Origin of the sequence: Lentibacter sp. XHP0401 (assembly GCF_025751535.1) — a bacterium.
Lineage (GTDB): Bacteria > Pseudomonadota > Alphaproteobacteria > Rhodobacterales > Rhodobacteraceae > Lentibacter.
In genome coordinates, this window is the sequence record NZ_JAOWLC010000005.1 from 1 (window position 1) to 22244 (window position 22244).

At 59.0% G+C, this 22244-nt stretch carries 24 protein-coding genes and 1 pseudogene; 10 read left to right on the forward strand and 15 right to left on the reverse strand.

The window, feature by feature from the left end:
• Positions 1 to 77 (reverse strand): annotated as a pseudogene (locus OE750_RS07735) (elongation factor Tu); the annotation flags it as partial.
• Positions 78 to 176: 99 nt separating this feature from the next.
• Positions 177 to 752, reverse strand: a complete 576-nt coding sequence (locus OE750_RS07740; protein WP_263763222.1) for a hypothetical protein — start codon at positions 750 to 752, stop codon at positions 177 to 179.
• Positions 753 to 836: 84 nt separating this feature from the next.
• Here OE750_RS07740 and OE750_RS07745 point away from each other — a divergent pair, with 84 nt between their 5' ends.
• Positions 837 to 2210: a cytochrome P450 gene (locus OE750_RS07745; protein ID WP_263763224.1), complete on the forward strand. Its 1374-nt coding sequence runs from the start codon at positions 837 to 839 to the stop codon at positions 2208 to 2210.
• Here the strand turns inward: OE750_RS07745 and OE750_RS07750 are convergent.
• Genes OE750_RS07750 through OE750_RS07770 form a run of 5 tightly spaced genes read right to left on the reverse strand, consistent with a single transcriptional unit; the run spans position 2207 to position 7648 of the window.
• Positions 2207 to 2755 carry a sarcosine oxidase subunit gamma gene (locus OE750_RS07750; protein ID WP_263763226.1) on the reverse strand — a complete coding sequence of 183 codons (549 nt, stop codon included), beginning with the start codon at positions 2753 to 2755 and terminating at the stop codon, positions 2207 to 2209. The genes OE750_RS07745 and OE750_RS07750 overlap by 4 nt on opposite strands.
• Entirely contained in the window at positions 2748 to 5678 is a 2931-nt protein-coding gene (locus OE750_RS07755) for a sarcosine oxidase subunit alpha family protein (protein ID WP_263763228.1), read from the reverse strand. Before OE750_RS07755 ends, OE750_RS07750 begins: the two co-directional genes overlap by 8 nt.
• Positions 5675 to 5947 carry a sarcosine oxidase subunit delta gene (locus OE750_RS07760; RefSeq protein ID WP_263763230.1) on the reverse strand — a complete coding sequence of 91 codons (273 nt, stop codon included), beginning with the start codon at positions 5945 to 5947 and terminating at the stop codon, positions 5675 to 5677. Before OE750_RS07760 ends, OE750_RS07755 begins: the two co-directional genes overlap by 4 nt.
• Positions 5948 to 5960: 13 nt before the next feature.
• On the reverse strand, positions 5961 to 6383 hold the full coding sequence (locus tag OE750_RS07765; RefSeq protein ID WP_263763232.1) for a hypothetical protein: 423 nt from the start codon (positions 6381 to 6383) through the stop codon (positions 5961 to 5963).
• A gap of 11 nt (positions 6384 to 6394) precedes the next feature.
• Positions 6395 to 7648, reverse strand: a complete 1254-nt coding sequence (locus tag OE750_RS07770; RefSeq protein ID WP_263763234.1) for a sarcosine oxidase subunit beta family protein — start codon at positions 7646 to 7648, stop codon at positions 6395 to 6397.
• 308 nt (positions 7649 to 7956) lie between these two features.
• Between OE750_RS07770 and OE750_RS07775 the strand changes: the two genes are divergently transcribed.
• Together OE750_RS07775 and OE750_RS07780 are read left to right on the forward strand one after the other, a co-directional pair.
• On the forward strand, positions 7957 to 8130 hold the full coding sequence (locus OE750_RS07775; RefSeq protein ID WP_263763236.1) for a hypothetical protein: 174 nt from the start codon (positions 7957 to 7959) through the stop codon (positions 8128 to 8130).
• Positions 8131 to 8532: 402 nt separating this feature from the next.
• A complete protein-coding gene (locus OE750_RS07780; RefSeq protein WP_263763238.1) occupies positions 8533 to 8982 on the forward strand; it encodes a hypothetical protein in 450 nt (149 codons plus the stop codon).
• 404 nt (positions 8983 to 9386) lie between these two features.
• Here the strand turns inward: OE750_RS07780 and OE750_RS07785 are convergent, their stop codons facing one another.
• A complete protein-coding gene (locus OE750_RS07785) occupies positions 9387 to 10820 on the reverse strand; it encodes a Glu/Leu/Phe/Val family dehydrogenase (RefSeq protein ID WP_263763240.1) in 1434 nt (477 codons plus the stop codon).
• 400 nt (positions 10821 to 11220) lie between these two features.
• On the opposite strand from OE750_RS07785, the gene OE750_RS07790 reads away from it, so the two are divergent.
• Genes OE750_RS07790 through OE750_RS07800 form a run of 3 tightly spaced genes read left to right on the forward strand, consistent with a single transcriptional unit; the run spans position 11221 to position 13951 of the window.
• Complete coding sequence (locus OE750_RS07790) at positions 11221 to 12864, forward strand: VWA domain-containing protein (RefSeq protein ID WP_263763242.1); 1644 nt, start codon at positions 11221 to 11223, stop codon at positions 12862 to 12864.
• Entirely contained in the window at positions 12861 to 13394 is a 534-nt protein-coding gene (locus OE750_RS07795; protein ID WP_263763244.1) for a TadE/TadG family type IV pilus assembly protein, read from the forward strand. The genes OE750_RS07790 and OE750_RS07795 overlap by 4 nt, the downstream gene beginning before the upstream one ends.
• The gene (locus OE750_RS07800; protein ID WP_263763246.1) at positions 13394 to 13951 is read left to right on the forward strand and encodes a TadE/TadG family type IV pilus assembly protein; all 558 of its coding nucleotides are present in this window, start codon (positions 13394 to 13396) and stop codon (positions 13949 to 13951) included. Before OE750_RS07795 ends, OE750_RS07800 begins: the two co-directional genes overlap by 1 nt.
• A gap of 217 nt (positions 13952 to 14168) precedes the next feature.
• Here the strand turns inward: OE750_RS07800 and OE750_RS07805 are convergent, their stop codons facing one another.
• Complete coding sequence (locus tag OE750_RS07805) at positions 14169 to 15170, reverse strand: NAD(P)-dependent oxidoreductase (protein WP_412176212.1); 1002 nt, start codon at positions 15168 to 15170, stop codon at positions 14169 to 14171.
• A 160-nt stretch (positions 15171 to 15330) separates the two neighbouring features.
• On the opposite strand from OE750_RS07805, the gene OE750_RS07810 reads away from it, so the two are divergent.
• Entirely contained in the window at positions 15331 to 16242 is a 912-nt protein-coding gene (locus OE750_RS07810) for a pirin family protein (protein WP_263763249.1), read from the forward strand.
• A 99-nt stretch (positions 16243 to 16341) separates the two neighbouring features.
• Here OE750_RS07810 and OE750_RS07815 read toward each other — a convergent pair whose 3' ends face one another.
• Positions 16342 to 17034: an HAD family hydrolase gene (locus OE750_RS07815; RefSeq protein WP_263763251.1), complete on the reverse strand. Its 693-nt coding sequence runs from the start codon at positions 17032 to 17034 to the stop codon at positions 16342 to 16344.
• Positions 17031 to 17315, reverse strand: coding sequence for a DUF3572 domain-containing protein (locus OE750_RS07820; protein WP_263763253.1), 285 nt, complete (start codon positions 17313 to 17315; stop codon positions 17031 to 17033). The genes OE750_RS07815 and OE750_RS07820 overlap by 4 nt, the downstream gene beginning before the upstream one ends.
• An 84-nt stretch (positions 17316 to 17399) precedes the next feature.
• On the opposite strand from OE750_RS07820, the gene OE750_RS07825 reads away from it, so the two are divergent.
• Positions 17400 to 18806 (forward strand): diguanylate cyclase, encoded by a 1407-nt coding sequence (locus OE750_RS07825; RefSeq protein ID WP_263763255.1) that lies wholly within the window; start codon positions 17400 to 17402, stop codon positions 18804 to 18806.
• A gap of 6 nt (positions 18807 to 18812) precedes the next feature.
• On the opposite strand, the gene OE750_RS07830 is transcribed toward OE750_RS07825, so the two are convergent.
• The 4 genes from OE750_RS07830 to OE750_RS07845 all read right to left on the reverse strand — a co-directional run bounded on the left by OE750_RS07830 (position 18813) and on the right by OE750_RS07845 (position 20799).
• Entirely contained in the window at positions 18813 to 19301 is a 489-nt protein-coding gene (locus OE750_RS07830; RefSeq protein WP_263763257.1) for a periplasmic heavy metal sensor, read from the reverse strand.
• On the reverse strand, positions 19301 to 19681 hold the full coding sequence (locus OE750_RS07835) for a hypothetical protein (protein ID WP_263763260.1): 381 nt from the start codon (positions 19679 to 19681) through the stop codon (positions 19301 to 19303). The genes OE750_RS07830 and OE750_RS07835 overlap by 1 nt, the downstream gene beginning before the upstream one ends.
• On the reverse strand, positions 19668 to 20252 hold the full coding sequence (locus OE750_RS07840) for an RNA polymerase sigma factor (protein ID WP_263763724.1): 585 nt from the start codon (positions 20250 to 20252) through the stop codon (positions 19668 to 19670). Before OE750_RS07840 ends, OE750_RS07835 begins: the two co-directional genes overlap by 14 nt.
• 73 nt (positions 20253 to 20325) lie before the next feature.
• A complete protein-coding gene (locus tag OE750_RS07845; RefSeq protein ID WP_263763262.1) occupies positions 20326 to 20799 on the reverse strand; it encodes an EF-hand domain-containing protein in 474 nt (157 codons plus the stop codon).
• A 185-nt stretch (positions 20800 to 20984) separates the two neighbouring features.
• Between OE750_RS07845 and OE750_RS07850 the strand changes: the two genes are divergently transcribed.
• Both OE750_RS07850 and OE750_RS07855 read left to right on the forward strand, forming a co-directional pair.
• Positions 20985 to 21398: a DUF983 domain-containing protein gene (locus OE750_RS07850; RefSeq protein WP_263763264.1), complete on the forward strand. Its 414-nt coding sequence runs from the start codon at positions 20985 to 20987 to the stop codon at positions 21396 to 21398.
• 27 nt (positions 21399 to 21425) lie between these two features.
• Positions 21426 to 22148: an NUDIX hydrolase gene (locus tag OE750_RS07855; RefSeq protein ID WP_263763266.1), complete on the forward strand. Its 723-nt coding sequence runs from the start codon at positions 21426 to 21428 to the stop codon at positions 22146 to 22148.
• Positions 22149 to 22244: the final 96 nt, after the last annotated feature.

Consider the following 22244-nt stretch of genomic DNA (forward strand, 5'->3'; position numbering starts at 1 on the left):
GTCTTGCCGTGGTCAACGTGACCAATCGTGCCGATGTTGCAGTGTGGTTTATTACGGCTGAACTTTTCCTTTGCCATCGCGTTGGCGCCCCTTCATGTTACGGCCCGCATGTGCGCGACCAAAGTTAATCTGAGCGCGCACATATGACCTTATGACAAAGAAATCAACCCGCGAAATCAGCCTTCGGGCTCATCTTCCAGCGCATCTTCCGGCGCATCATTGAACCACCCTTCGCTCGCATTCTGGCGCACCAGCCAGAGCTCGATCATCTTGGCCGCGTTCTTGCTAAGGTTTTCCAGCTGTTCTTCTGCCGATTGGGTCAGGCCCGAGCCGATCACCTGTTCGCCTGAAAGCTGTTCGAACACCACAATCTGGTGGGCCTTCTCGTTGAGCTTCTTGTTCGCCGCATCGTCCCAAACCGTAATCCTGATGACCAGCGCCGATTTGGGGCTGGCCACAACAGGAATCCCCGGCTGCGCCAGCACATAGCCCTCAAGGCTCACCCCGAAGTGATAGAGCTTGTCGCCTTCATAGCGGTCAAACCGCTCGGCGATCCGCGCGGTCACGGCTTCAACCCACTCTTCTTTCGGTTTCTCGCGGCTCAGCGGGCCTTTTTCAAACTTCGGCGCAACGACAATGTTATGCCCGAGGCGGAAGTTGCCCAAATCAACGGCAGGTTGGTCAAGGTCGTCAGGGTTGGCGCAGGCGGCCAACATGCCGAGGGCAGCAAGCAAAAAGAATCGACGCAGCATGGACAGCTCTCCGTTAAAAACTCTGCCTGCACCTATACCAGCACAGCCGCGCATGCAATTGCCCTGCCCGTCTTGCACCCCTATATGAAGGACAACCGCGAAGGATACACCATGTCCACAGCCCGAACTCCTGTTTCTGTTCCGCTCGTCCGCGAGCCTTGGGGGATGCTGCGCAGCCTGTCTGCGGCGCGCAAGAATGTCCTCTCGATCATCCCCTACATCGCCACGCAGCAGCCTGTCGTTTCGGGCAAAACAGGCATCCGGTGGCACATGCTGATGGACCCTGACGCCATCCGCCGTGTGCTCCTCGAAGAGCTTGAGAATTATCCCAAATCCGATGTGACAAAAAACCTCCTCCGCCCCGCAATCGGCGAAAGCCTTTTCATAGCCGAGGGCGCGCACTGGCGCTGGCAGCGCCGCGCCGCCGCCCCCGTCTTTTCACACCGCAACGTGAGCGCCCTTGCCCCCGTGATGAGCGCCGCCGCCGAGGCATCCCTCGCCCGTATTGAAAGGGCAGACAAACACGCCAGCGATATTTACGCCGAAATGGTGCGCGCCACCTTTGATATCACCGCCAAAGTCACCCTTTCGGGCAGCGCGCTTTTCTCCTCTGACGAGGTTCACAAAGCCATCGATGCCTACATCGCCGCTGCGGGCAAGGTCTCCCTCTTTGATATCCTCGGTGTGCCAATGTGGGTTCCGCGGCCTTCGCGCCTCATGGCGGGGGCCTCGCTCAAGCAAATGAAAGCCATCGCCGATGATGCCGTCAATTCCCGCCGAACAGCGGGCGCGGGCGAAGTGCCCGACCTGCTCGATCTTCTGCTCGAGGGCGAAGATCCCGAGACAGGCCGCTCGATGAGCACCGCAGAGCTGCGTGACAATCTGCTCACCTTTATTGTCGCCGGCCACGAGACAACCGCACTCACGCTGGCATGGGCGTTCTACCTCTGCGCCTTTGATCAGGATGTGCAGGACAAAGCCCGCGCCGAGGCACAGTCCGCTCTGCAGGGCCGCACCGCCACAGCGGAAGATCTACCCGATCTGCCCTATTGCCGCATGATCATTGATGAAGCTCTGCGTCTCTATCCGCCCGCCTCGCTCATCTCCCGCACGGCCCGGACAAGCGATACCCTCGCAGGCCGCGAGGTGCAAAAAGGCGATACCGTGATGATCCCGATTTACGCCTTGCACCGCAACGCGCTCCTCTGGGACGACCCCGACAGCTTCCGCCCCGAGCGCTTCACAGAGAAGCCCGAGCGTTACGCTTACCTGCCCTTCGGTGACGGCCCACGCATCTGCATCGGGGCCAGTTTCGCTCTGCAAGAGGCAGTGATCATCCTCGCCACGCTACTTTCAAAGCGCCGTTTCAAGCCCGTTGAAGGCCGTGCGCCCAACCCCGTGATGATCCTGACCTTGCGCCCCGAAGGCGGTGTCTGGCTCACATCCGAGGCCGTTTAAGAGGCCCGCGCCGCGACGCCTTCCATGGCAACCTGCAAGTCATGCACCAGCGTCTTGGCCATCGAGCGGAAACCCATGATCTGCCAGCTCTCCGCCGCCAATCGTGTGATCGAGCAGGCCATATGAAAGACTTCCGTGCGCGCCGTGGCTCCCATAGGGAAAGCAACATCGCGCATGTCCAAAGGTGTCAGCCGCGCCAACACATCGCGCGCGCCCGCCCCCTCAAGCACAAGGCAAGACCAGGCATCCGACTGATCTGTCAGCGCCGCATACGGTGCAAGCTTGCTTGAGGCTTCCCCCCCCATCAGAAGCGCCGCCCCACGGCCAAACCACACCAGTCGCACCGCGCCACTAACCGAAGTCTCGCCAGCCTCGGGCCAACGCAGCCCATGCGCCGCTTCCAGCGCCTTGGCCAAAGCTGCCTCTTTTCCCTTAAACGGCGCAACCAGCGTAAGCTGGCGCATCTCGTCCTCGCGCAACGCGGCCCCGCCAATCTCGAGCGGCAAAAGCCCGGCTGCGGGTGATAATGCTTTCAGTTCAGTCACGGCTGCGCTCCCCTTCTGGATCCAGGAATACCGGATGGCAGACTTCGCAAGTCGTCGAAATCCCGCGCACATGGTCAACCATCTGCACAATCTCGCCGTGCCGCGCCCGCCCGCCGCGCAAGAACCCGAGGCCAAGGAATGTTTCCATCGTCGGAGAAAACGCCACCGACGTCAGATACCCCTGATTGTTCTTGCGCACAGGCTCCGCACCCTCGTTATACAAATGCGCCCCTGCGGTCAGTTGCTTCACAACCCCCACTGGCTTCAACCCGACCATCATTTCGCGGTCTTCATCCAACAAACCGGGGCGCATTGCCGCGGCCTTACCGATAAAGTCTTTCTTCTTGCTCATCATCCCCTGCATACCGATGTCAAACGCCGTCACCCGTCCGTGGATTTCGCCGTGGGTGATAAAGCCTTTCTCGATGCGCAGCACATTGAGCGCCTCCATTCCGTAAGCACCGCCGCCAAGCTTTTCTGCCCGCTTGCGCAACTCGCCAAACAAGCTCTCGCCATAGCGCGCAGGCACAGCGACCTCATAGGCATGTTCGCCCGAAAAGCTGATGCGGAACAAGCGACCAGAAACGCCCGCAACCTTCACATTACCACAGGCCATAAAGGGCCAGCTCTCGCCCTCAATCGGCGCATCCAAAAGACCGTTGAGAAGCTCGCGCGCCTTCGGCCCCGCCACAGCAAACTGCGCCCAGTGCTCGGTGACCGAAGCAAACCGCACATCTAAATCAGGCCGCAAACCTTGGCTCACAAACTCCATATGCTTCATCACTTCGCCCGCCGCCGCCGTGGTGGTGGTCATCACAAAATGATCCTCCGCAAGCCGCGCGGTCGTGCCATCGTCCATCACATGCCCGTCTTCGCGCAGCATAAGCCCATAGCGCACACGGCCCACCTTAAGAGTGGAGAACATATTGGTGTAAACAAAGTCGAGAAACGCGCCGGCGTCCTTGCCCTTGATGTCGATCTTGCCAAGCGTAGACACATCACACACGCCCACGGCGTTGCGCACATAGCCAACCTCACGGTCACAGCTCTGCCGCCACGTTGTCTCGCCCTTGGCGGGGAAATAGCTGGGCCGATACCACAGCCCCGCCTCGATCATCGGCGCATTCGCCGCCACAGTCAGGCGGTGCGAGGTCGTAAACCGCTCGGGCGCAAACCCCTTGTCCGCCGCCCCCGCCGCCATTGCGGCAATCGCCACAGGCGTAAACGGTGGCCGATAGGTCGTCGTGCCCGTCTCGGGAATGCCGCGCCCCGTCGCATCTGCCAAAACGGCCAGCGCCTGCACGTTGGAGTTCTTGCCTTGGTCCGTCGCCATCCCTTGCGTGGTGTAGCGCTTCATATGCTCGACCGAGCGGAAGTTCTCCACCGCAGCCTGCTTCACATCCTTCACAGTCACATCGTTCTGAAAATCAAGCCAGGCCCGGCCCTTGCCTGCCACAGCCCAAAGCGGTGCGATGTTATAAGGACGGTCTTCAGCCCTCGGCATCTGCGGCACCTTCGCTTTCAGCCCCAACGCCTCGCAAGCCGCCTGCGCCGCACCGACACCTTCCCCAAGGCACGCCGCTGTCGAGAACACACCGTTACACGCCCCCGCCGCAATCAGCCCCGGAACCATGCCAACTTTCGGCACAAACGCCGCAATCGCCTCATTCCATTCTGGCCGCCCGTTCATATGGCAAGTGAGGTGCAGCGTCGGGTTCCAGCCGCCCGACATACCAAGGCAGTCCGCCTGCACTTTCTCGATCCCGGAAGGCCGCGCAATACTCACGGCCTCAAGCGCCTTTCGCCCCTCGGTTCCGCACGCCTGCGCGCCCGCATAAAACGGCACATCGAGCGCACAGCGCGCATCCGCGCGGCTGTCGATCAGCGCCGCAACATGCACTCCTGCCGCCAGCAAATCCGCCGCCACATCATGAATGCTGTCGTTGTTGCCAAACAGCGCAACAGCCTGCCCGGGGGCTACATTCCAGCGGTTCACATAGGCGCGCACAGCGCTCGCCATCATCACACCGGGGCGGTCATTGTTCTGAAACGCCACTGGCCGTTCCAAAGCCCCCGCCGCCAGCACAGCCCGCTTGGCAGCAATTTTCCAGAAGCACTCTTTCGGCAAACCCTTGGCCAACGGGCGGTGATGCGCCACACGCTCCAGCGCGCCATATGTGCCGCCGTCATAGGCCCCTGTCACCGAGGTGCGCGTCATGATCCGCACGTTGTCCATCGCGTCTAGCCGCCCGACAATCGCTTCGGCCCAGTCGCGCGCAGGCGTCCCGTCAATCTCGCCGCTTTCGCTGAGAAGCCGCCCGCCCAGCGCACTGTCTTCTTCCGCAAGGATCACATCCGCCCCCGCCTCAGCCGCCGTCAAAGCGGCCATAAGCCCCGACGGCCCCGAGCCGATAACAAGCACATCGCAGTGCGCAAACCCGCGTTCGTACTTGTCGCTGATCGGATCACCCGATATGGCTCCAAGCCCCGCCGCGCGGCGGATGACAGGCTCGTAAAGCTTCTCCCAAAAGGCTTTGGGCCACATGAAGGTCTTGTAATAAAATCCAGCGCCAAGAAACGGCGCGCCAAGGTCGTTAACGCCCATCACATCAAAGTCGAGCGAGGGCCAGCGGTTCTGGCTCACCGCCTCCAGCCCCTCGTATATCTCCTGCACGGTCGCACGCATGTTAGGGTCCTGAGAGCCGCCCTTGCCCACAGTCACCAAAGCGTTCGGCTCCTCGGAACCTGCTGTCAGCACACCGCGTGGTCGATGATACTTGAACGAGCGCGCCATCAGCTTCACGCCATTGGCCAGCAGAGCCGAGGCAAGGGTATCGCCTTCAAAGCCCTCATAGCTGCGCCCGTCAAAGCTGAATCTCACCTTGCGGCTGCGGTTGATCAGCCCTTTGCCTTGCAGCCTCATGCCATGGCCTCCTTGACGTTTTCAGCCAACTCGACCTTGCCGAATTCATGAGTCACCGTGTTGCGCTCGGCCACAAGCCAGCTGCCGCAGCCGAAATCATGAAACCACAACTCCCGCGTCCAGCCCGCAGGGTTTTCGCGGTTGTGCAGGTAATCATCCCACGCACCAAAGCCCGCGTCCTCGCTTGGTCGCTCAAGTGCCAAAGCATGGCCCTTGTAGGAAAATTCGCGGCTGTCTCTCTCGCCACAAAGGGGGCAGGCTATGCGCATAAGTCTTGTCCTATCAACATTTGGTCAGCTTGCCGCCCGCAAGGAGCTCTCCGCTGCGCGACATGGCCGCAATCGAGATCGCCCCGCCCGCATCGACAAACCGCCGCGAACCCGAGCCCTTGCGGCAAAACTTCTTGCCAAACGTTTTCACAAACCGCTGCTGAAGGCTCAGCTTCGGGTCGCGCACCATGCCGCGCTCGACCGAAGCGATATCCTTCGCCCGCGTCATGAAAACAATCGTGTCCCCCTGCGATGTCGCCGCCGTCAGCTTCATCCCGGGGCTGATTTCTTCACCTATACCGGCTTGCGCCCGCCCCAGAACCTCTTGCATCATGTGGTGTATATGGGCGCTTGGCGGCGGGGTGCCGAATTTTACATCCGCCTGCGCAGCCGCCGCAAAACCGCTCGCCACCACTGCCAAAATCATCAAACGCATGTCTCTCTCCTTCAGTGCAGGTTATGCTGGCTGCCGCTGTGCTCTTCGTCCATCAAGCCACGGCCCGTCTCGAAGCGGTCCAAACGGTGCTTCATCGCCGCCTCATGCGGCTGCCCCGTCGCCATCAGATGCGCCATGCAATATCCGGACGCAGGCACAGCCTTGAACCCGCCATAACACCAGCCTGCATTCACAAAAAGCCCGTCTACAGGCGTCTTGTCGATGATAAAGCTTCCATCAGGCGTCATGTCCATGATCCCGCCCCAGCTGCGCAAAACCCGCGCCTTGCCGATCTGTGGCAAAAGACACATCGCGGCTTCCATCACATGCTCGGCGGTCGGCAAATTGCCCCTCTGTGCGTAAGACGCATAAAAATCCAGATCACCGCCAAAGACCAACCCGCCCTTGTCGGACTGGCTCATATACATGTGCCCCATGCCAAAGGTGACGACATGGTCGATACAAGGCTTCAAGCCCTCGCTCACAAACGCCTGCAAAACATGGCTCTCGATGGGCAAGCGCAGCCCCGCCATCGCCGCAACCTGGCTTGAACGCCCCGCCACAACCATACCGACTTTCTTGGCCTTGATCGCGCCACGCGTGGTCTGCACGCCCTGCACTACGCCGTTCACAATATCAATCCCCGTCACTTCACAGTTCTGGATCAGGTCCACACCCCGCAGGTCCGCGCCGCGCGCAAAACCCCATGCCACGGCATCGTGGCGCGCTGTGCCGCCGCGCTTGTGATACAAGCCGCCATAGATAGGGAAGCGGATGTTGTCGTGGTTTAGGTTCGGCAACAGCTCGCGCACACTCACCTTATCCAGCAAAATCGCGTCATCGCCCTGAGAGATCATCATATTCGCGCGCTTCGCCGCCGCATCGCGCTGCCCGTCAGAGTGAAACAGGTTGATCACGCCACGCTGGCTCATCATCGCGTTGTAGTTCAGGTCTTGCTCCAGCCCCTCCCAAAGCTTGAGCGAATGCGAGTAAAACTGCGAGTTGCCCTCAAGGCCGTAATTCGCGCGCACAATCGTCGTGTTGCGCCCCACGTTGCCGCCGCCAAGGTAGCCCTTTTCCAGCACCGCAATGTTGGTCATCCCATGGTTCTTGGCGAGGTAATAGGCCGTCGAAAGCCCGTGCCCGCCACCGCCGATGATGATCGCGTCATATTCAGGCTTTGGCGCAGGGTCGCGCCAATGCGGGGCCCAGCCTTTGTTGCCCGTGAGGCCCTCTTTGAGAATTTTCAGCGCAGAAAAGCGCATGTGTCCCCCTTGGCCTCTCGGCGCACAAGCTTCGGCGCGCCACAGCCCGCCCCATCAATCCGTGCCAGACTATCAAGCCGAACCATGAAGGGAAGTCCCCTTTTCGACATAGACTGTCCCGCTGGCGACTGTGACTTTGAGAAATGTCCAAATGCGCTTCAGTCAGGCTGAAGCGGCGGCAAAAAAGGTCTGCCTGAATATCAATCTCCCAAAGCGTCAGGTCCGCTACGCGGGATGGGGCTACCGTTCGCGACGGAAGCCGACGTCAGCCCCTGAGGTGGCGATCCAACGGATGTGTGAAGCGCTTTATGCCCGCCAAACACATCCTCGAAACGAAGGGCATAGCTTGCATCAGCCAAATCGCCAGCCCGTGGGAACGGCTGACGATGCACGACGGCCCGCAGAACAACCTATTCAAACGCAATGGCTGCTATGCGGACGAAGTGAGCTTTCGCTGCGGCTGCACCAATGGCCACTTTTGATAGCTGTTCAACAAACGGTGGTTTTTGGAACGGCTGTTTTGGTGTCTTGTTGCGCAAGCGGTGGCAAGCATTCATACGGGATGAATATTTTCTTTGAACGCGATAGCGTCTGTGCGGGGGGACGACTTATTCTCTCCCGATTCTCTCCCGACCGCCAAAATTTAGAGTTCGTTTCGCCACCACTCTTAAGCGAATTGAAACCGGCTCGACAGGTTTGCCCGCCGCGCTGAAAACACCACCGCCGGTTCCGCCTAATTCCAGCAGCCTTCGTGACCGCCGAGGCTGCTCGGGGCGAACAATCGCTTGTGCGGCAAGCAGATTTAGGTGAACTTGACGCTACGCGGCATGCCACTTGGAGAATGCCAAATTATCGTCGCTTTATGAGATTAGGGGAAATTCTTTATGTCAAAAATTCAATTACTTCTGCCACTGGTCGGTCTGCTGCTTGCGGCCTGCACAACCGGGGACAGCACAGCGACCCCAGCTGCGGCGAACGGGCCGCGTGTTGACCCGCAAGCGCTGACGCCGCAATTCATGGCGTCGAAGAACTTCACCCGCTTTGACTTCAGTGCCAATGGCAAGACCTATGCGATCTGGCGTAAGCGTGACCCGCTGGTGCGTTCGGACAAGGTGGTCACACAGGTGATGCGTGGCACGCCCTTCACCGCGACGGCGGCGGATGATCGCGAGGTGCAGAACATGCTGCGCGATGCATACCGCGCGCAGGGCATCTGCCCCGATGGCCAGCATCCCGGTCTTTTGGGCGTCGGCTATGGTGCTTGGATCGCCGGGAAAACTCCGTCGTGGAGCGCGAACGTCCGGTGTAGTGCCAAGGTGCAGGCGAACATCTAACCCCGCAAATCAGTGAAGTCGTAGTGGCCCCGAAGCCGACGTGGATTGCCGACGGCCAAGGGGGAAAGAGCGTGAAAGCTACCCCCTTGAAAGGATCGGCAGATGAACAGTCGGGGTGCTCCGTAAGGGGGGGGCGGGATGTGCGGGAGCTCCAAGGCGTCGAGCACTCAAACCCTCGTTTTTGGTAGGAGCCGAAAACGCCCCGTTTAGCGGCACCAAAAAACCGTTCAAAATCCAAAGGTTTGTTGAACGATTTTGCCTTATGCGTTCATAGCAGACATTCGCCGAGATGCAGAAGTGCGGTATAGAGGGCTCAATCCCCACATTCGCCACACCAACCTTCTCTCACGAAAAAGGCGGCCCGAAAGCCGCCTTTTCTATCTCCTGCCGCAAAGCGCCGAAGCCTAAAGCCCCTTGGCACGGTAGCTCGCCGCCACTTTCTTGATCGCCACAAGGTAAGCAGCCATGCGCAGGTCAGGCACATCCTCGCGCTCATGCCACACTTCGCGCATGCTCTGGTAGGCCGTGCGCATCGTGTCATCGAGGCCCGAACGCACAAGCTCAAGCTCGTCCGCGCCGCGCAGATACTTTGACTTGAAGTCAGGCGTCATCGACCACGCATCGCCCAGATGGCGGCTCAGGCGTTCAAGCTCGCTCACGATCAGCTCGTGGCGCGCCTCTTCCTGACGGCGGCCCATGCGGCCAAAGCGGATGTGGCTCAGGTTTTTCACCCATTCAAAGTAAGAAACCGTCACACCACCCGCGTTGGCATACATATCCGGGATAATTACACAGCCATTCTTGCGCAGGATCTCGTCTGCCCCCGCCGTGATCGGCCCGTTTGCAGCCTCGATGATGAGCGGTGCCTTGATGCGCTCGGCGTTGCCGAGGTTGATAACACCCTCAAGCGCCGCAGGGATGAGAATGTCGCAGTCTTCCTCCAACACCACAGAGCCGTCGGGCACATAAGTGGCGTCCGGAAAGCCCGAAACCCCGCCATGTTTCACAATCCAGCCGCGCACCGCATCAACATCCAGCCCCTTGGGGCTAAACAAGGCGCCGTCGCGCTCGATAATGCCGGTGATGAGCGCACCGTCTTCATCGCCCAGAAACTTCGCTGCGTGGTAACCCACGTTGCCAAGCCCCTGCACAATCACGCGCTTGCCCTCGAGCTTGCCCTGCATGCCGGCTATTTTCACATCTTCAGGATGGCGGAAAAACTCGCGTAGCGCATATTGCACACCACGCCCCGTGGCTTCGGTGCGGCCCTGAATGCCGCCCGCGTTGATCGGCTTGCCCGTCACACAAGCCGCCGCGTTGATATCGGTCGTGTTCATGCGGCGATACTGGTCGGCAATCCACGCCATCTCGCGCTCGCCTGTGCCCATGTCAGGCGCCGGCACGTTCTGGCTCGGGTGGATCAGATCGCGCTTGGCCAGCTCATAGGCAAAGCGGCGGGTGATCAGCTCGAGCTCGTGTTCGTCATACTGGCGGGGATCAATGCAAAGCCCGCCCTTGGAGCCGCCAAACGGCGCTTCCACCAGAGCACATTTATACGTCATCAGCGCCGCAAGCGCCTCGACTTCGTCCTGATTGACACCGAGAGCATAGCGGATACCGCCCTTCACAGGCTCCATATGCTCGCTGTGCACCGAGCGGTAACCTGTGAACGTCTGGATCTGTCCCCGCAAACGCACGCCAAACCGCACCGTGTAAGTCGCATTGCAGACCCGGATCTTCTCCTCCAACCCGGGTGGCAGATCCATCACCGCGACAGCACGGTTAAACATCAAATCTACGCTTTCGCGAAAACTCGGTTCTTTAAAATTGGCGTTCATATCTTTTCTCCCATTGCTGGCGTCCATGCCGCATTGCAGCGACTCGGGTCCAATGTGCACATTTGTCGCACCTATCTTGCAAAGGGCCAACCGTCATTCCTGATTGTTAGTGCGCAAAGATTAAAAAACCACTTTCACGAATGGCCCGTCAGGCTGCGCTCGAACCAATCGGCTGCCCTTCACCCGCCTCAAAAGGTTAACGGAAATTTGCCCCTTTGTTGAACAGCTCGAAACAGTCCGGCCCAAACGGTCCAACCGGTTCCAAAACTCCCCTTTTTCCCTAAAAAAACCGCATTTCTCGCCCTAATTCCGCCACAGAACTAAACCAAAAGAAACACTGGACCAATGTGAAATGAGTCCCGGCACACCCCGAATCCCGATGCCGGGCAGGAGAAGAAACATGGAACTGACAACTGTCACATCTCGGCGTCGGCGCACCGCAGACCGCTTCATGATGCCCCACAAGATCGCTCCCTTCGTTCGGCAGTTTGCCAAAGAAGAAGACGGGGTTCTGGTCGCCTTCTCTGTTTACTTTATGCTGATGATCCTCTTCGTCGGGGCGCTCGGTGTCGATATCATGCGTTTTGAATCCCAGCGCTCGCGCCTGCAACACGTGCTTGACCAAGCCGTGCTCGCCGCCACCGACCTTGATCAGAAAAGCCCGCCTGCAGAGGTTGTGGCCGACTATTTCATAAAGTCCGGTCTGGCCAATGCCGAGCTTCTTTCAACCGTCGTTGATCAGGGGCTGAACTACCGCGAAGTGACAGCCACGGCGCGTGAACTTGTTCCAACACAACTCATGCACATGCTCGGCGTAAACGAGATGATGGCGCCTGCCTCCTCCTCTGCCGAAGAGCGTGTCGACTCTGTCGAAATCTCGCTGGTGCTCGACGTGTCAGGCTCCATGGATGGCAGCCGTATCGAAAACCTGAAACCCGCCGCCGTCGATTTCGTTGATACCGTTCTGGAACTGTCCGATGCCGATGACATCTCGATCTCTATCGTGCCCTACGCAACCCAGGTCAGCGCCGGCCCGACACTGCTCAGCCAGTTCAGAACACATGATGACCACGACTATTCACATTGCGTGAACTTTGACTCCAGCGATTTTTATTCCACAACCATGGAGCCCCTGAGCGGCGGGTCACGCAGCTATGAGCAGACCAAACACTTCGACGTCTTCACATATGCCGAAACCGCCGATGATACCGGGCTGGTCGACGATGAACACGACTCTTTGACCGTCTGTCCGAACCGTCCGTCGTCACACATCCTTCCGCTCAGCAACAACGCCTCAACGCTGCATGGCCAGATCAACGCGCTTGCGGCAGGCGGCAACACTTCGGCCGACCTCGGCATCAAATGGGGCGCAGCCCTGCTTGACCCGAGCCTGCAACCTGTGGTCAGCAATCTGGTCGCCGCAAACCAGATCGACAATGCGTTTTCCGATCGTCCGCTCGAATACGATGATCCGAACTCGATCAAAGTGCTCGTTGTGATGACTGACGGCCAAAACACCAACCAATACATGCTGCGGTCACAGTTTCGCTCTGGCAACTCTGATGTTTACTACAACGCAGGAAATGACCGTTATGCCGTGAAAAGCGGCAGCTACTACTATAAACAGTCCTCGAGCGGCAACTCGCAGATCCAGTCAAGCTGGAGCAACCGCAGCTGGTCACTCGACAGCAACTGGAAGCGGTTGAGCTATGAAGAGCTCTTCGCCAAAGCCAGCCTCGCTTGGGTCGCAAATTACCTCTACGGCCGTCTTGACTATTACGCCTGGAACAACTGGTATGATAACCCGCAAACGTCTGTAGGCGGAGGGACAAAAGACTCCCGCATGCAATCCATCTGCAATGCCGCCAAAAACCAGGGTGTCGTCATCTACACCATCGGCTTTGAAGCCCCGACACACGGCGCAAACGAGCTAAAGGACTGTGCAAGCTCACCCAGCCACTTCTTTGATGTGGATGGCCTCGAAATCAGCGAAGCCTTCTCGGCCATCGCGCAATCCATTAGCCAGTTGAAGCTTACACAATGAGACAGTTCATTCAGAAAATCCGTCGCTTCGGCCGCGCTGAAGACGGGAACGCAACAGTCGAGTTTGCAATCCTGTTCCCTTTCTTTGTCTTCATGTTCTGCGCCGCCGTCGAGCTTGGCATGGTCACGTTCCGCCACTCCATGCTGGAGCGCGGCCTCGATCTGGCCGTGCGCAATGTCCGCCTCACAACAGCGGCAGACTACCAGCACGACGACATCAAGCAAATGGCGTGTGATTTTGCAGGTATTTTGCCCAATTGCATGACACAGCTGCACCTCGAAATGCAGCCGCTGGATATGCGCAATTTCACGGCCCCCAGCCGCACAGCACGTTGTTCGGATATCACCCAGGTGGCCAACCCGCTGAAGCAGTTCAGCAACGGCCAGCAAAACCAGATGATGGTTCTGCGTGCCTGCTTTGTCTTCAAGCCCGTTTTCCCGCTGACAGGCCTTGGCCGTCACCTCGATTGGGACGGGAACGGTCATGCGTGGATGATCGCGACATCCGCCTTTGTTCAGGAGCCGCTCTAATGATCTGGTCCTATATCAAATCCCGCCTCGTCGCCTTCCGCGACGAAACAGGGGGCACTGTATCAATCGAATTCATCGTTATGGCCCCCATCGTGTTTTGGGCCTATGCCTCGATGTTCTCGTGGTTTGATGCCTACCGTCAGGTCGGCGTCCACGAAAAGGCCGCCTTCACTGTGGCGGATATGATCAGCCGCGAAACAGCTCCGATTGACGATGATTACATTGATGCAACCCGCGAGCTGGTTCAATTCCTGACACGCACCAGCGAGAATCCCGATCTGCGGGTTTCTGTCATCCGCTTTGTCAAAAGCCGCAACGAATTTCGTCTGGACTGGTCTTCAAGCCGTGGAGGTTTCAACAGCCTGACCAACGCTCAAGTCAAAAACTGGCATGAAAAACTGCCAATGCTGGTCAATCAAGAGCGTATCATTCTCGTCGAAACCAGGATCAACTACACACCGCCCTTCCTCTTCGGTCTGAACGAAGAGAACGAGTTGCAAACCTTCATCTTCTCGCGCCCGCGCTTTGCTCCGCAAGTTTGCTGGGAAGACTGCTGAAAAAACAGCCCCGACAACACACATACAAAGGCCGGAGCGATGATCGATCCCTCGCTCCGGCCTTTTCCTTTGCCTGTCGCACGGCGCGTTAACCTAATTCCTGTTAACACTTGGCCTTTTCAGGCGGTGCACGCATGGTGCACGTGTTGTGCACGCCTATCACCCCCTGGAATCAGCACATTTTGCGCCCCGTTAACCCCTCGGGTCGCAGCGAGAACTATCGCTTAACAGTCACCTCTGCGCCGCGCTCTTCGGGTTCGTCATCCGTCATTTCCGCGGGGAAGCCGGGCGCCGTCACATCAAGCCCCGTCGCCTCTTCCAAACGTTTGATAATATTAGGAGAAAGCTCGCGCGGACCAAAGCGGCTGATCCCGTCCTGAAAGATGCTGATGAGCAGCGGGTTAAGCTCCAGCGGAACGCCGGCACGGTCGGCAACCTCTTGAAAAAGCCCGATATCTTTCGCAACCAGGTCCATCGTAAACGAAATATCGCGGCTCCCGTTCAAGATCACCTGCCCTTCCGTCTCATGCACAAAGCTCGTGCCCGAGGAAATCGCCATCGCTTCATAGGCCACACCGAGGTCCATGCCCGCGCCCTTGGCCACGGTCAAAGCCTCGGCCACAGAGACAAGGTTCGCCGTGGCAAGGAAGTTCGTCAGCACCTTCAAAACAGAGGCCGACCCCAGCGGCCCGGTGTGCAGGACACGCCGCCCCATAATCGTCAGAAGCGGCAGAATACGCTCGAATGTTTCGCGCTCACAGCCCGCAAAAATAGAGATATTGCCCGTATCGGCACGATGGCACCCGCCCGAAACGGGGCAATCCACAGCCGCGCCTCCCGCCGCAATCACCTCGGCCCCGATGCGCTTCACCTCGGCCTCGTCCGTGGTGCTCATCTCCATCCAGATCTTGCCCTCGCAGACCTCTGGCAGCATCTCCTCAAGCACAGCGGCGCTGGCCGCGGGGCTCGGCAGGCAAGTGATCACCGCATCACACGCGCGCATCATTTTCGCAGGCGACTCACCTGCAACCGCACCGGCGGCAACCTTGGCCTTAACAAACTCTTCATTCAAATCATGGACCATAACGTCCACACCATTGCGCAGGAGAGAGCCAGACAACTTCCCCCCCACATTCCCAAGCCCTATAAATCCGACCTTCATTTTCGCCTCCCTGTGTTGCGTCATCGTTCCGCTCTGCCGTTCGGCCTTCTGGCCCAGAAGCGACACTGCCGTGTGTTTTTGGCGACTGACAGGGCTTTTTCATGCGGTCACAAGGTCGAGCTGTGCAGAAATGCACATATGCCTCTTCACGACACAGAATTGCGCAATGGTCCCGCCACGCCTACCTTTTGTCTCACAAGCAACAGGAGCTTAAGTCATGTCCATCCGCCCCATACTCGAAGCCCGCAAAGCCCAAGCCACCATGGAAGGCGCAGGCGTGCATTTGCACCGCGCTTTCGGCTTTCACGACCCCTCCGAGCTTGACCCTTTTCTGCTGTTCGATGATTTCCGCAACGAGCATCCCGATCACTACGCCAAAGGCTTCCCCTGGCATCCCCACCGCGGCATCGAAACCATCACCTATGTCTTGTCGGGCGAGGTTGATCACGCCGACAGCCTCGGCAACGAAGGTCGCCTCACGGCTGGCGATGTGCAATGGATGACCGCAGGATCAGGCATCATGCATCAGGAAATGCCACGTGGAAACGCCAAGGGCCAGATGCACGGCTTCCAGCTCTGGGCCAACCTGCCGCAGGATCTCAAAATGACCGACCCGCGCTATCAAGACGTTGAAGCAAAAGAAATTCCAGAAATCATCGACGATGACGGCACGCGCGTTCGCGTCGTTACAGGCGAATTCTGGGGCAAACGCGGCCCCGTCGATGGCATCGCCGCCGACCCTCAGTATCTCGATGTTTTTGTGCCTGCAGGTGTAAAAAAGACCTTGCCTATAGACACTTACCGCCGTGCCTTCGCCTATGTCTTCGAGGGCCAGGGCGCCTTTGCCGATGCCAGCGCACCCTCAGGTGTGCTCCTTGAAAAAGAAGTGATGGGCAAGGAAGTCAACATCCGCGACATGTCAGGCGATCGCACCCTCATCCGCTTCGGAACAGGGGATGAAATCACCGTTCAGGCGGGAGAAGAAGGTATACGCTTTTTGCTCATCTCCGGCGCCCCCATTCAAGAACCTGTCGCGTGGCACGGCCCCATCGTGATGAACACCAAAGACGAAATCCGCCAAGCCATGTCAGATCTTCGCAACGGAACCTTCATCAAACCCGCTCACTAAACAGGCTTTCTTATTGCCGAAAATATCCTGGGGAGAGCGCGAGAGGGGCAAAGCCCCTCTCACTCACCGCGCTTTGGCGAAGCCAAAGCGCAAACCCTTTTAAAGAGAGCCCAACCAATCCGGCAAATGGCCGATATCGGGCAAAACCACATCCGCCAACGGCCTAAGATCAGCCTCCCCCGCCATGCCAGTCAACACAGCCACCGTGCGCATCCCCGCCGCACGACCTGCGCGCAAATCATGCGTGCTGTCGCCCACCATCACGGCGGCCTCGGGCGCCACGCCCACCGCCTTGCAAAACGCCAGAAGCTGCCCCGGCGCGGGCTTGCCGCCAAAGCCGCTGTCAAACCCGGCGATAAAGTCGAAAAAGCCAGTCACACCCGCGCTTTTCAAATGCTCCAAAGCAGGCACTTCCGCATCATTCGTCGCCACACCAAGCTTCAGCCCCGCGCTGCGCAAACGGCCCAAAAGCGGCGCAAGCGGCACGGCTTCAGCCTGTGGCGCCTTGCCTGCTTCCTCGTTAAGCATATCCACAATCGCCGCGTGCTCCCGGTCGGGCAAATGCACCGCCAAAGCCTCGGCCACCTCGCTGGGCATCCCCGCAATCACAATGGAATCCGCATGAAAATGCTGCGCATCATAATCAAAGCCCACAGCACCGGCCATCGCCCGCGCATGTGCCTCATCCCGCGCCAAACGCCGTAAAAACGCCAGCGCCCAAGCCTCCCATGTGCTCGCAAAGTCAAACAGTGTGCCGTCCTTGTCAAAGATCACGGCCTCCACGGGTTTCATGTCCAATTCACCTGCTCCCCGCCCGGCAACGCAGCCCGCGCCCGCATCGGCTGTTCATACTTCAGCCCCTCTGCCTCGCAAAACCCCATGACCCAGGCGTCATCCATTAACAGAAAGTCCAAAACCGATGCCAGAAAGGCAGGTTCACCCGCCTGTGCCTTGATATCGTTCACAGAAGCACCACTCGCGCCCAGAAAAACCGGCAGCAGATCCTCATTCCCCGCCAGCCAGATAAGCGCTTTTATGCCGATATCCTCGGCCATTTCCTGTGACGCAGACATTTTTAACAAACCTAGAAAGGAATTCTTAACTACTTTTGCGAAATGATGAACAGAACCGCAAGCGCAAAGGGGATGTTGTAGCTCATGCCACGTAAAGTCTTAATCGTTGATGATATCGCGACCAACCGGATCGTGCTCAACGTCAAGCTTTCAACTGCCGGTTATGAGGTCGTGCAAGCCACAAACATTGCAGAAGGCCTCATCGCGGCACGGCGCGACCGCCCTGATCTTGTGCTCGCCACCGCACGGCCCGATAAAATCAGCCCCCAGCGTTTCCTTGAGGCCTTCACCTCCGATAGACAGCTCGCAACGCTCCCCGTCATCATGCTCATGGAGTGCAACAACTTCACCTCACGGCTTTCCCTTCTCAAGGCAGGGGCCGCCGATGTGATGTGTCAGCCGGCCAAAGTCGCACCGCTTCTGGCGCGCTTTCGTTCGATCCTGCGCAACCATGACAGCCAGGAAGAGACCTTGCTGGCCGAGCGCATGTCACAGACTCTCGGGTTTGCCGAGGCACCTGCCGGCTTCACAAAGCCCACACGCACCGCCATTATCACCCCCAACTCAACCCGCTCCAAAGCCTGGCTTACGGGCCTTGCAAGCGCGCCCAACAACGCGGCCTTCGCCTGCACCGAGGCCGACATTCTCAACGAGCGCACAGCACTCAACCCCGATGTGATCGTGGTCGAGCTTTCCGCCCAAACGCCCGAAGAGGGGCTCTGTCTGCTTGCCGATTTGCGCGCGCATCCACAATCGCGGCATGCGGGGCTCATCGCGGTGATAGACGAGCCGATCGAAGCCCTCTATTGCAACGCGCTTGACCGGGGCGCAGACGAGGTGCTCCCGCACGGGTTCTGCGCCGAAGAGCTTGCCCTGCGGATTGCCCCTCTGGCCGCGCGCAAAAGCCGCAATGACCACCGCCGCGCCCATATGCACGAAGGCCTGCGCGCCGCCGTGACCGATCCGTTAACAGGCCTCTACAACCGCCGCTTCGCACACCCCAAACTGGCCCGGCTTCTCGCCGATTGTGCCTGCAAGGGCCAAAGCTGCGCCGTCATGGCCATTGATGTAGATCACTTCAAGCGCGTCAATGACGCCCTCGGCCATACCGCGGGCGATGCTGCGCTGGTGGCTCTTGCAGGCGTTCTGAAAGACAATATGCGCCCCGATGATCTCGTCGCGCGCATCGGCGGCGAGGAGTTTCTCGTTATCCTCCCCGACACAAGCCATGCCCATGCCCAGCGCGCCGCCACACGGCTTTGCAGCATTATCGGCGCACACGCCTTTCGCCTCGGCACGCATATTCCAGCGCAGCATCTCACTGTCAGTATCGGGGTCGCCGTGCAAGAGCCTGAGGCCAAAGCCGCCGCCTCGTCCGACATGGCCGAGAGGCTTTCCAGTGCTCTTCTGGAGCGCGCAGATGCCGCGCTCTATCGCTCAAAGCACCATGGCCGTAATCGGGTCACAATGAGTGCGCGCAGCGCAGCCTGAGCAGGTTCAATCTTCTCGTTTGCGCTTGTGGGGGCCGCGCGCAAGCGCCTCCTCCAGACGGTCGGCAAGTTTAGCGCGCTCATCTGCGCTCATAGCAGTGAACCGCGCCAGCATAGCCGCTTCGGCAGCATCACGGTTTTTACGCAAATGCGCCGACTTTTGCGCCAAGGCCGCCTTAAGTGCGGCTGCATCAAACGGCTCGGCTCTCAGAGCCACAGCAACGTTTTGCAACGCTTCCTTCTGAGCTTCCCAAAAGGCCTTCCGCCCGCCGCCCTGAGCCTCTTTCACAGCCTTGCCAATGGCGCGGCGGTCCTCATGGTCAAGGGCACGCACCAACGCATCGCTATTCACGTATCTCTCCGAAGCCCCGCCGTGCCTGAAAGCAACGCCAACAAATAGCCCCGCCACAACAAGGTTCAGCGCCAGCGAGCCAATGAGCAGCGCCTTGACCTTGCGGCTCATACGCGGCCCGGTTTTCTTTGCTGTTTCGGTCATCAGAACTCTCCCAGTGCTGCAAGATACTCATAGTCGTCGCCAAGGCTTTCAAGAGCGGCAGCACTTTCGTATCCGGGCAATCCAAACGTATCCGTCAAGCCCGGCATCGAGCTCATACCAAGCCAGAGACCAAAGGACGAGGCCGCCACAAGTCCGCCAAGGCCGGTCCAACCACCGATCATATCGAAGAACCCGCTCCCCCTTGCACGGCGCGGCGCTCGCGGCACGGAAGCTGTGGCAAAGCCCGCCTGCACATCGGCAGCGTCCTCCAGAACCCGCGCCAAAAGGGCTGCGTCAGGCTCGGGTGCGTCGGCTCTTGCCGCAGCAAACATCTCGTCCAGCATGGTGTCATCAACGTGCTTGTGATCAGTCATCATCATACCCCAGTTCATCCTTGCGCCCTTCAAGCACAGCCTTCAAGGCCCGTTTTCCCCGCGCGGTCAGGCTTTCCACCGCTTCAACTTTCAGGTCCATAATCTGCGCGATCTCGGGGTTTGAAAGCCCTTCAATGTGGCGCAAAACAACAGCTTGGCGCTGACGGTCCGGCAGTTGCCCCAGTGCCTCTTGCAAAGCTTCCGCACGGGAGCGGTCCTGTATTCTGTCCGCGGCACTCGGCGCGCCGTCTTCCGGCTCGGCAACCGAGTCAATATCAATGGTCCGCCGCTTGCGCAGCCTGTCGGTGCAGGCGTTTGCAACCACACGATACAGCCATGTCGTCACTTTCGCTTCACCCATGCGCCACTCGGGGGCAACCCGCCACAGCTTCAACATCGCTTCTTGCGCAATATCTTCAGCCTCAGCCCTGTCGCCCAAAAGGCGATATGCATGTGCCAGAACAACAGGTGTCAGCCGCGCATTCAAAGCCCCGGCCGCATACTCGTCTCCCCCTGCAAACATCAGCAGGAGCGTATCATCACTCAGCTTTCTCAAGTCATCCAGCGGCATCTGCATCATTCCATGGGCCTAGCTATCATCAGCCAGTATGGCAAGCGCGCAAAGCTCCAGCCTCGCGCGCGCCGTTTGCTTAGTCGCGCTTCTTGCGGTCGTCGCGGTCTTTTCCTTTACCGCGCATCTTGGCAAGCTCGTCCTTGCTCAGAAAGCCGTCTTCGTCGGCATCAAGCTTTTCAAACATCTTCGCATGTTTGGCCTGACGCTCGGTGTCTTTCAACTCGTCCATGCTCAGCGCACCGTCCTTGTCGGCATCATGGCGTTCCAGCATCTTCGCGAAGCGCTTTTCAGCACGCTTGGAACCTGCCGCTTTCGCCTCGTCAGCACTGATTTTGCCGTCGCCGTTGGTGTCGCCTTCCGCAAAGCGCGCAGCGGGGCCAGCCTGCATTTCCTCAAGGCTCAACTTGCCGTCTTTGTTGGTGTCCAACTGCTCGAAGCGCATCTGGCCTCTGTCGTCGCCTTTTTTGTGGCCACCAAAGGCCATGGCGCTTCCACCGGCTGTTACAAGGCTGGCTGCGACAATAATTGCAACTGCATAATTCCGTTTCATCGGGTATCTCCTGTTCTGCGCCTTGGTCCTGTCCTCGGCGTCTGGGGCTGATACGCAGCCCCGCCGGCTTTCCGTCGCACAGATTGCACAAAAGTCGCGACATCCCGCCGCAAGCTCACATTGCGCCCTTTATTCTTTGGGCTTTTGGCCTCACAGTTCCCCAAACGCCAGCGAACGGACTTCACATGCCCAACACTCAACAAACCCTTGCCCAAAGTGCGCATACCGCCGGGGCAGATCGCCCGCTCAAGCTTGCCCTCTTCAAGGGCTGGAAGCGCAAATGCCCCAACTGCGGCTCAGGCCCACTGCTCAAGAGCTACCTCAAGGTGCATGATGACTGCGCTGTTTGCGGTGAAGATTTCAGCCATCACCGTGCAGATGATGGCCCGGCCTACCTTACAATCCTTCTGGTCGGGCATCTGATGATTCCGCTCTTGCACATTACTTTTGTGCACTACCGCCCGGAGCCGCTCACGCTCTTCACCATCTTCGCGCTTGGCACGACTGTGCTCACCCTATACCTTCTGCCTCGAATGAAAGGCGTGGTGATCGGCTTTCAGTGGGCGCGCCGTATGCATGGCTTTGACACCGCTGAGTAGGCTTACCCTCACGCCAATGAGGGCCACATGAACAAAATCATAGACAAAACCGCCATCCGCAACGCCGCCACAGTGATCGCCCTGCGCGACCGCTTCACAGCCCCCAAGGTTCTCATGGGCCAGCGCGGCGAAAAAGCCGCCTTCATGCCCAACAAGTTCGTCTTCCCCGGCGGCGCGCTGGATGATGACGACTTTGAAGTACCCCTCGCCGAAGGCTTTCATCCCGTCTGCGCCGACCGCCTCGCCGAGGGCTGCCCCCGCGATATTTCCCGCGCGCTCGGCGTCGCCGCCATTCGCGAGCTCTGGGAGGAAACAGGCCTCATCCTCGGCACCAAAGGCGAATGGGCTGGCGATGTCCCTGATGATTGGGAAGAGTTCGCCGAAGAAGGCTTCTTACCCTCCGCACGGCCTTTGCAATTTGTCTTCCGCGCTGTCACGCCTCCGGGCCGCCCCCGCCGCTTTGATGCGCGTTTCTTTCTCGTCGATGCCGATGAAATCGCCTCTGATCTGGATGATTTCTCAGGCGCCGAAGACGAGCTTTCGCATCTTCAGTGGATCCCGCTCGAAGAGGTCCGCAGCTTTGATCTGCCCTTCATCACCGAGGTGGTGCTGGCCGAGGTTGCCCACCGCGCGCACACAATCGAGCCGCCCGACAACGTGCCCTTCTTCCACAATGGCGAAGAAGAAAGCCTGTTTTTGCGCCTCGGCGGGCGCGGCCCCCTCACAGGCAAGCAAATCGCAAACGACTAAGCCCATCGCTGGAACTCTTTCGTCTTTCTTATTGCCGGAAATATCCTGGGGGAGCGCGAGGGGGCAAAGCCCTCTCGCAATGGTCGGATGTGCAAA

Excerpts from the sequence above, each read along its gene's own strand:
- OE750_RS07740 (WP_263763222.1), bottom strand. The coding sequence starts at position 752 with ATGCTGCGTCGATTCTTTTTGCTTGCTGCCCTCGGCATGTTGGCCGCC.
- OE750_RS07745 (WP_263763224.1), top strand. The coding sequence starts at position 837 with ATGAAGGACAACCGCGAAGGATACACCATGTCCACAGCCCGAACTCCT.
- OE750_RS07755 (WP_263763228.1), bottom strand. The coding sequence starts at position 5,678 with ATGAGGCTGCAAGGCAAAGGGCTGATCAACCGCAGCCGCAAGGTGAGA.
- OE750_RS07760 (WP_263763230.1), bottom strand. The coding sequence starts at position 5,947 with ATGCGCATAGCCTGCCCCCTTTGTGGCGAGAGAGACAGCCGCGAATTT.
- OE750_RS07765 (WP_263763232.1), bottom strand. The coding sequence starts at position 6,383 with ATGCGTTTGATGATTTTGGCAGTGGTGGCGAGCGGTTTTGCGGCGGCT.
- OE750_RS07770 (WP_263763234.1), bottom strand. The coding sequence starts at position 7,648 with ATGCGCTTTTCTGCGCTGAAAATTCTCAAAGAGGGCCTCACGGGCAAC.
- OE750_RS07775 (WP_263763236.1), top strand. The coding sequence starts at position 7,957 with ATGCCCGCCAAACACATCCTCGAAACGAAGGGCATAGCTTGCATCAGC.
- OE750_RS07780 (WP_263763238.1), top strand. The coding sequence starts at position 8,533 with ATGTCAAAAATTCAATTACTTCTGCCACTGGTCGGTCTGCTGCTTGCG.
- OE750_RS07785 (WP_263763240.1), bottom strand. The coding sequence starts at position 10,820 with ATGAACGCCAATTTTAAAGAACCGAGTTTTCGCGAAAGCGTAGATTTG.
- OE750_RS07790 (WP_263763242.1), top strand. The coding sequence starts at position 11,221 with ATGGAACTGACAACTGTCACATCTCGGCGTCGGCGCACCGCAGACCGC.
- OE750_RS07795 (WP_263763244.1), top strand. The coding sequence starts at position 12,861 with ATGAGACAGTTCATTCAGAAAATCCGTCGCTTCGGCCGCGCTGAAGAC.
- OE750_RS07800 (WP_263763246.1), top strand. The coding sequence starts at position 13,394 with ATGATCTGGTCCTATATCAAATCCCGCCTCGTCGCCTTCCGCGACGAA.
- OE750_RS07810 (WP_263763249.1), top strand. The coding sequence starts at position 15,331 with ATGTCCATCCGCCCCATACTCGAAGCCCGCAAAGCCCAAGCCACCATG.
- OE750_RS07815 (WP_263763251.1), bottom strand. The coding sequence starts at position 17,034 with ATGAAACCCGTGGAGGCCGTGATCTTTGACAAGGACGGCACACTGTTT.
- OE750_RS07820 (WP_263763253.1), bottom strand. The coding sequence starts at position 17,315 with ATGTCTGCGTCACAGGAAATGGCCGAGGATATCGGCATAAAAGCGCTT.
- OE750_RS07825 (WP_263763255.1), top strand. The coding sequence starts at position 17,400 with ATGCCACGTAAAGTCTTAATCGTTGATGATATCGCGACCAACCGGATC.
- OE750_RS07830 (WP_263763257.1), bottom strand. The coding sequence starts at position 19,301 with ATGACCGAAACAGCAAAGAAAACCGGGCCGCGTATGAGCCGCAAGGTC.
- OE750_RS07835 (WP_263763260.1), bottom strand. The coding sequence starts at position 19,681 with ATGATGATGACTGATCACAAGCACGTTGATGACACCATGCTGGACGAG.
- OE750_RS07840 (WP_263763724.1), bottom strand. The coding sequence starts at position 20,252 with ATGCAGATGCCGCTGGATGACTTGAGAAAGCTGAGTGATGATACGCTC.
- OE750_RS07845 (WP_263763262.1), bottom strand. The coding sequence starts at position 20,799 with ATGAAACGGAATTATGCAGTTGCAATTATTGTCGCAGCCAGCCTTGTA.
- OE750_RS07850 (WP_263763264.1), top strand. The coding sequence starts at position 20,985 with ATGCCCAACACTCAACAAACCCTTGCCCAAAGTGCGCATACCGCCGGG.
- OE750_RS07855 (WP_263763266.1), top strand. The coding sequence starts at position 21,426 with ATGAACAAAATCATAGACAAAACCGCCATCCGCAACGCCGCCACAGTG.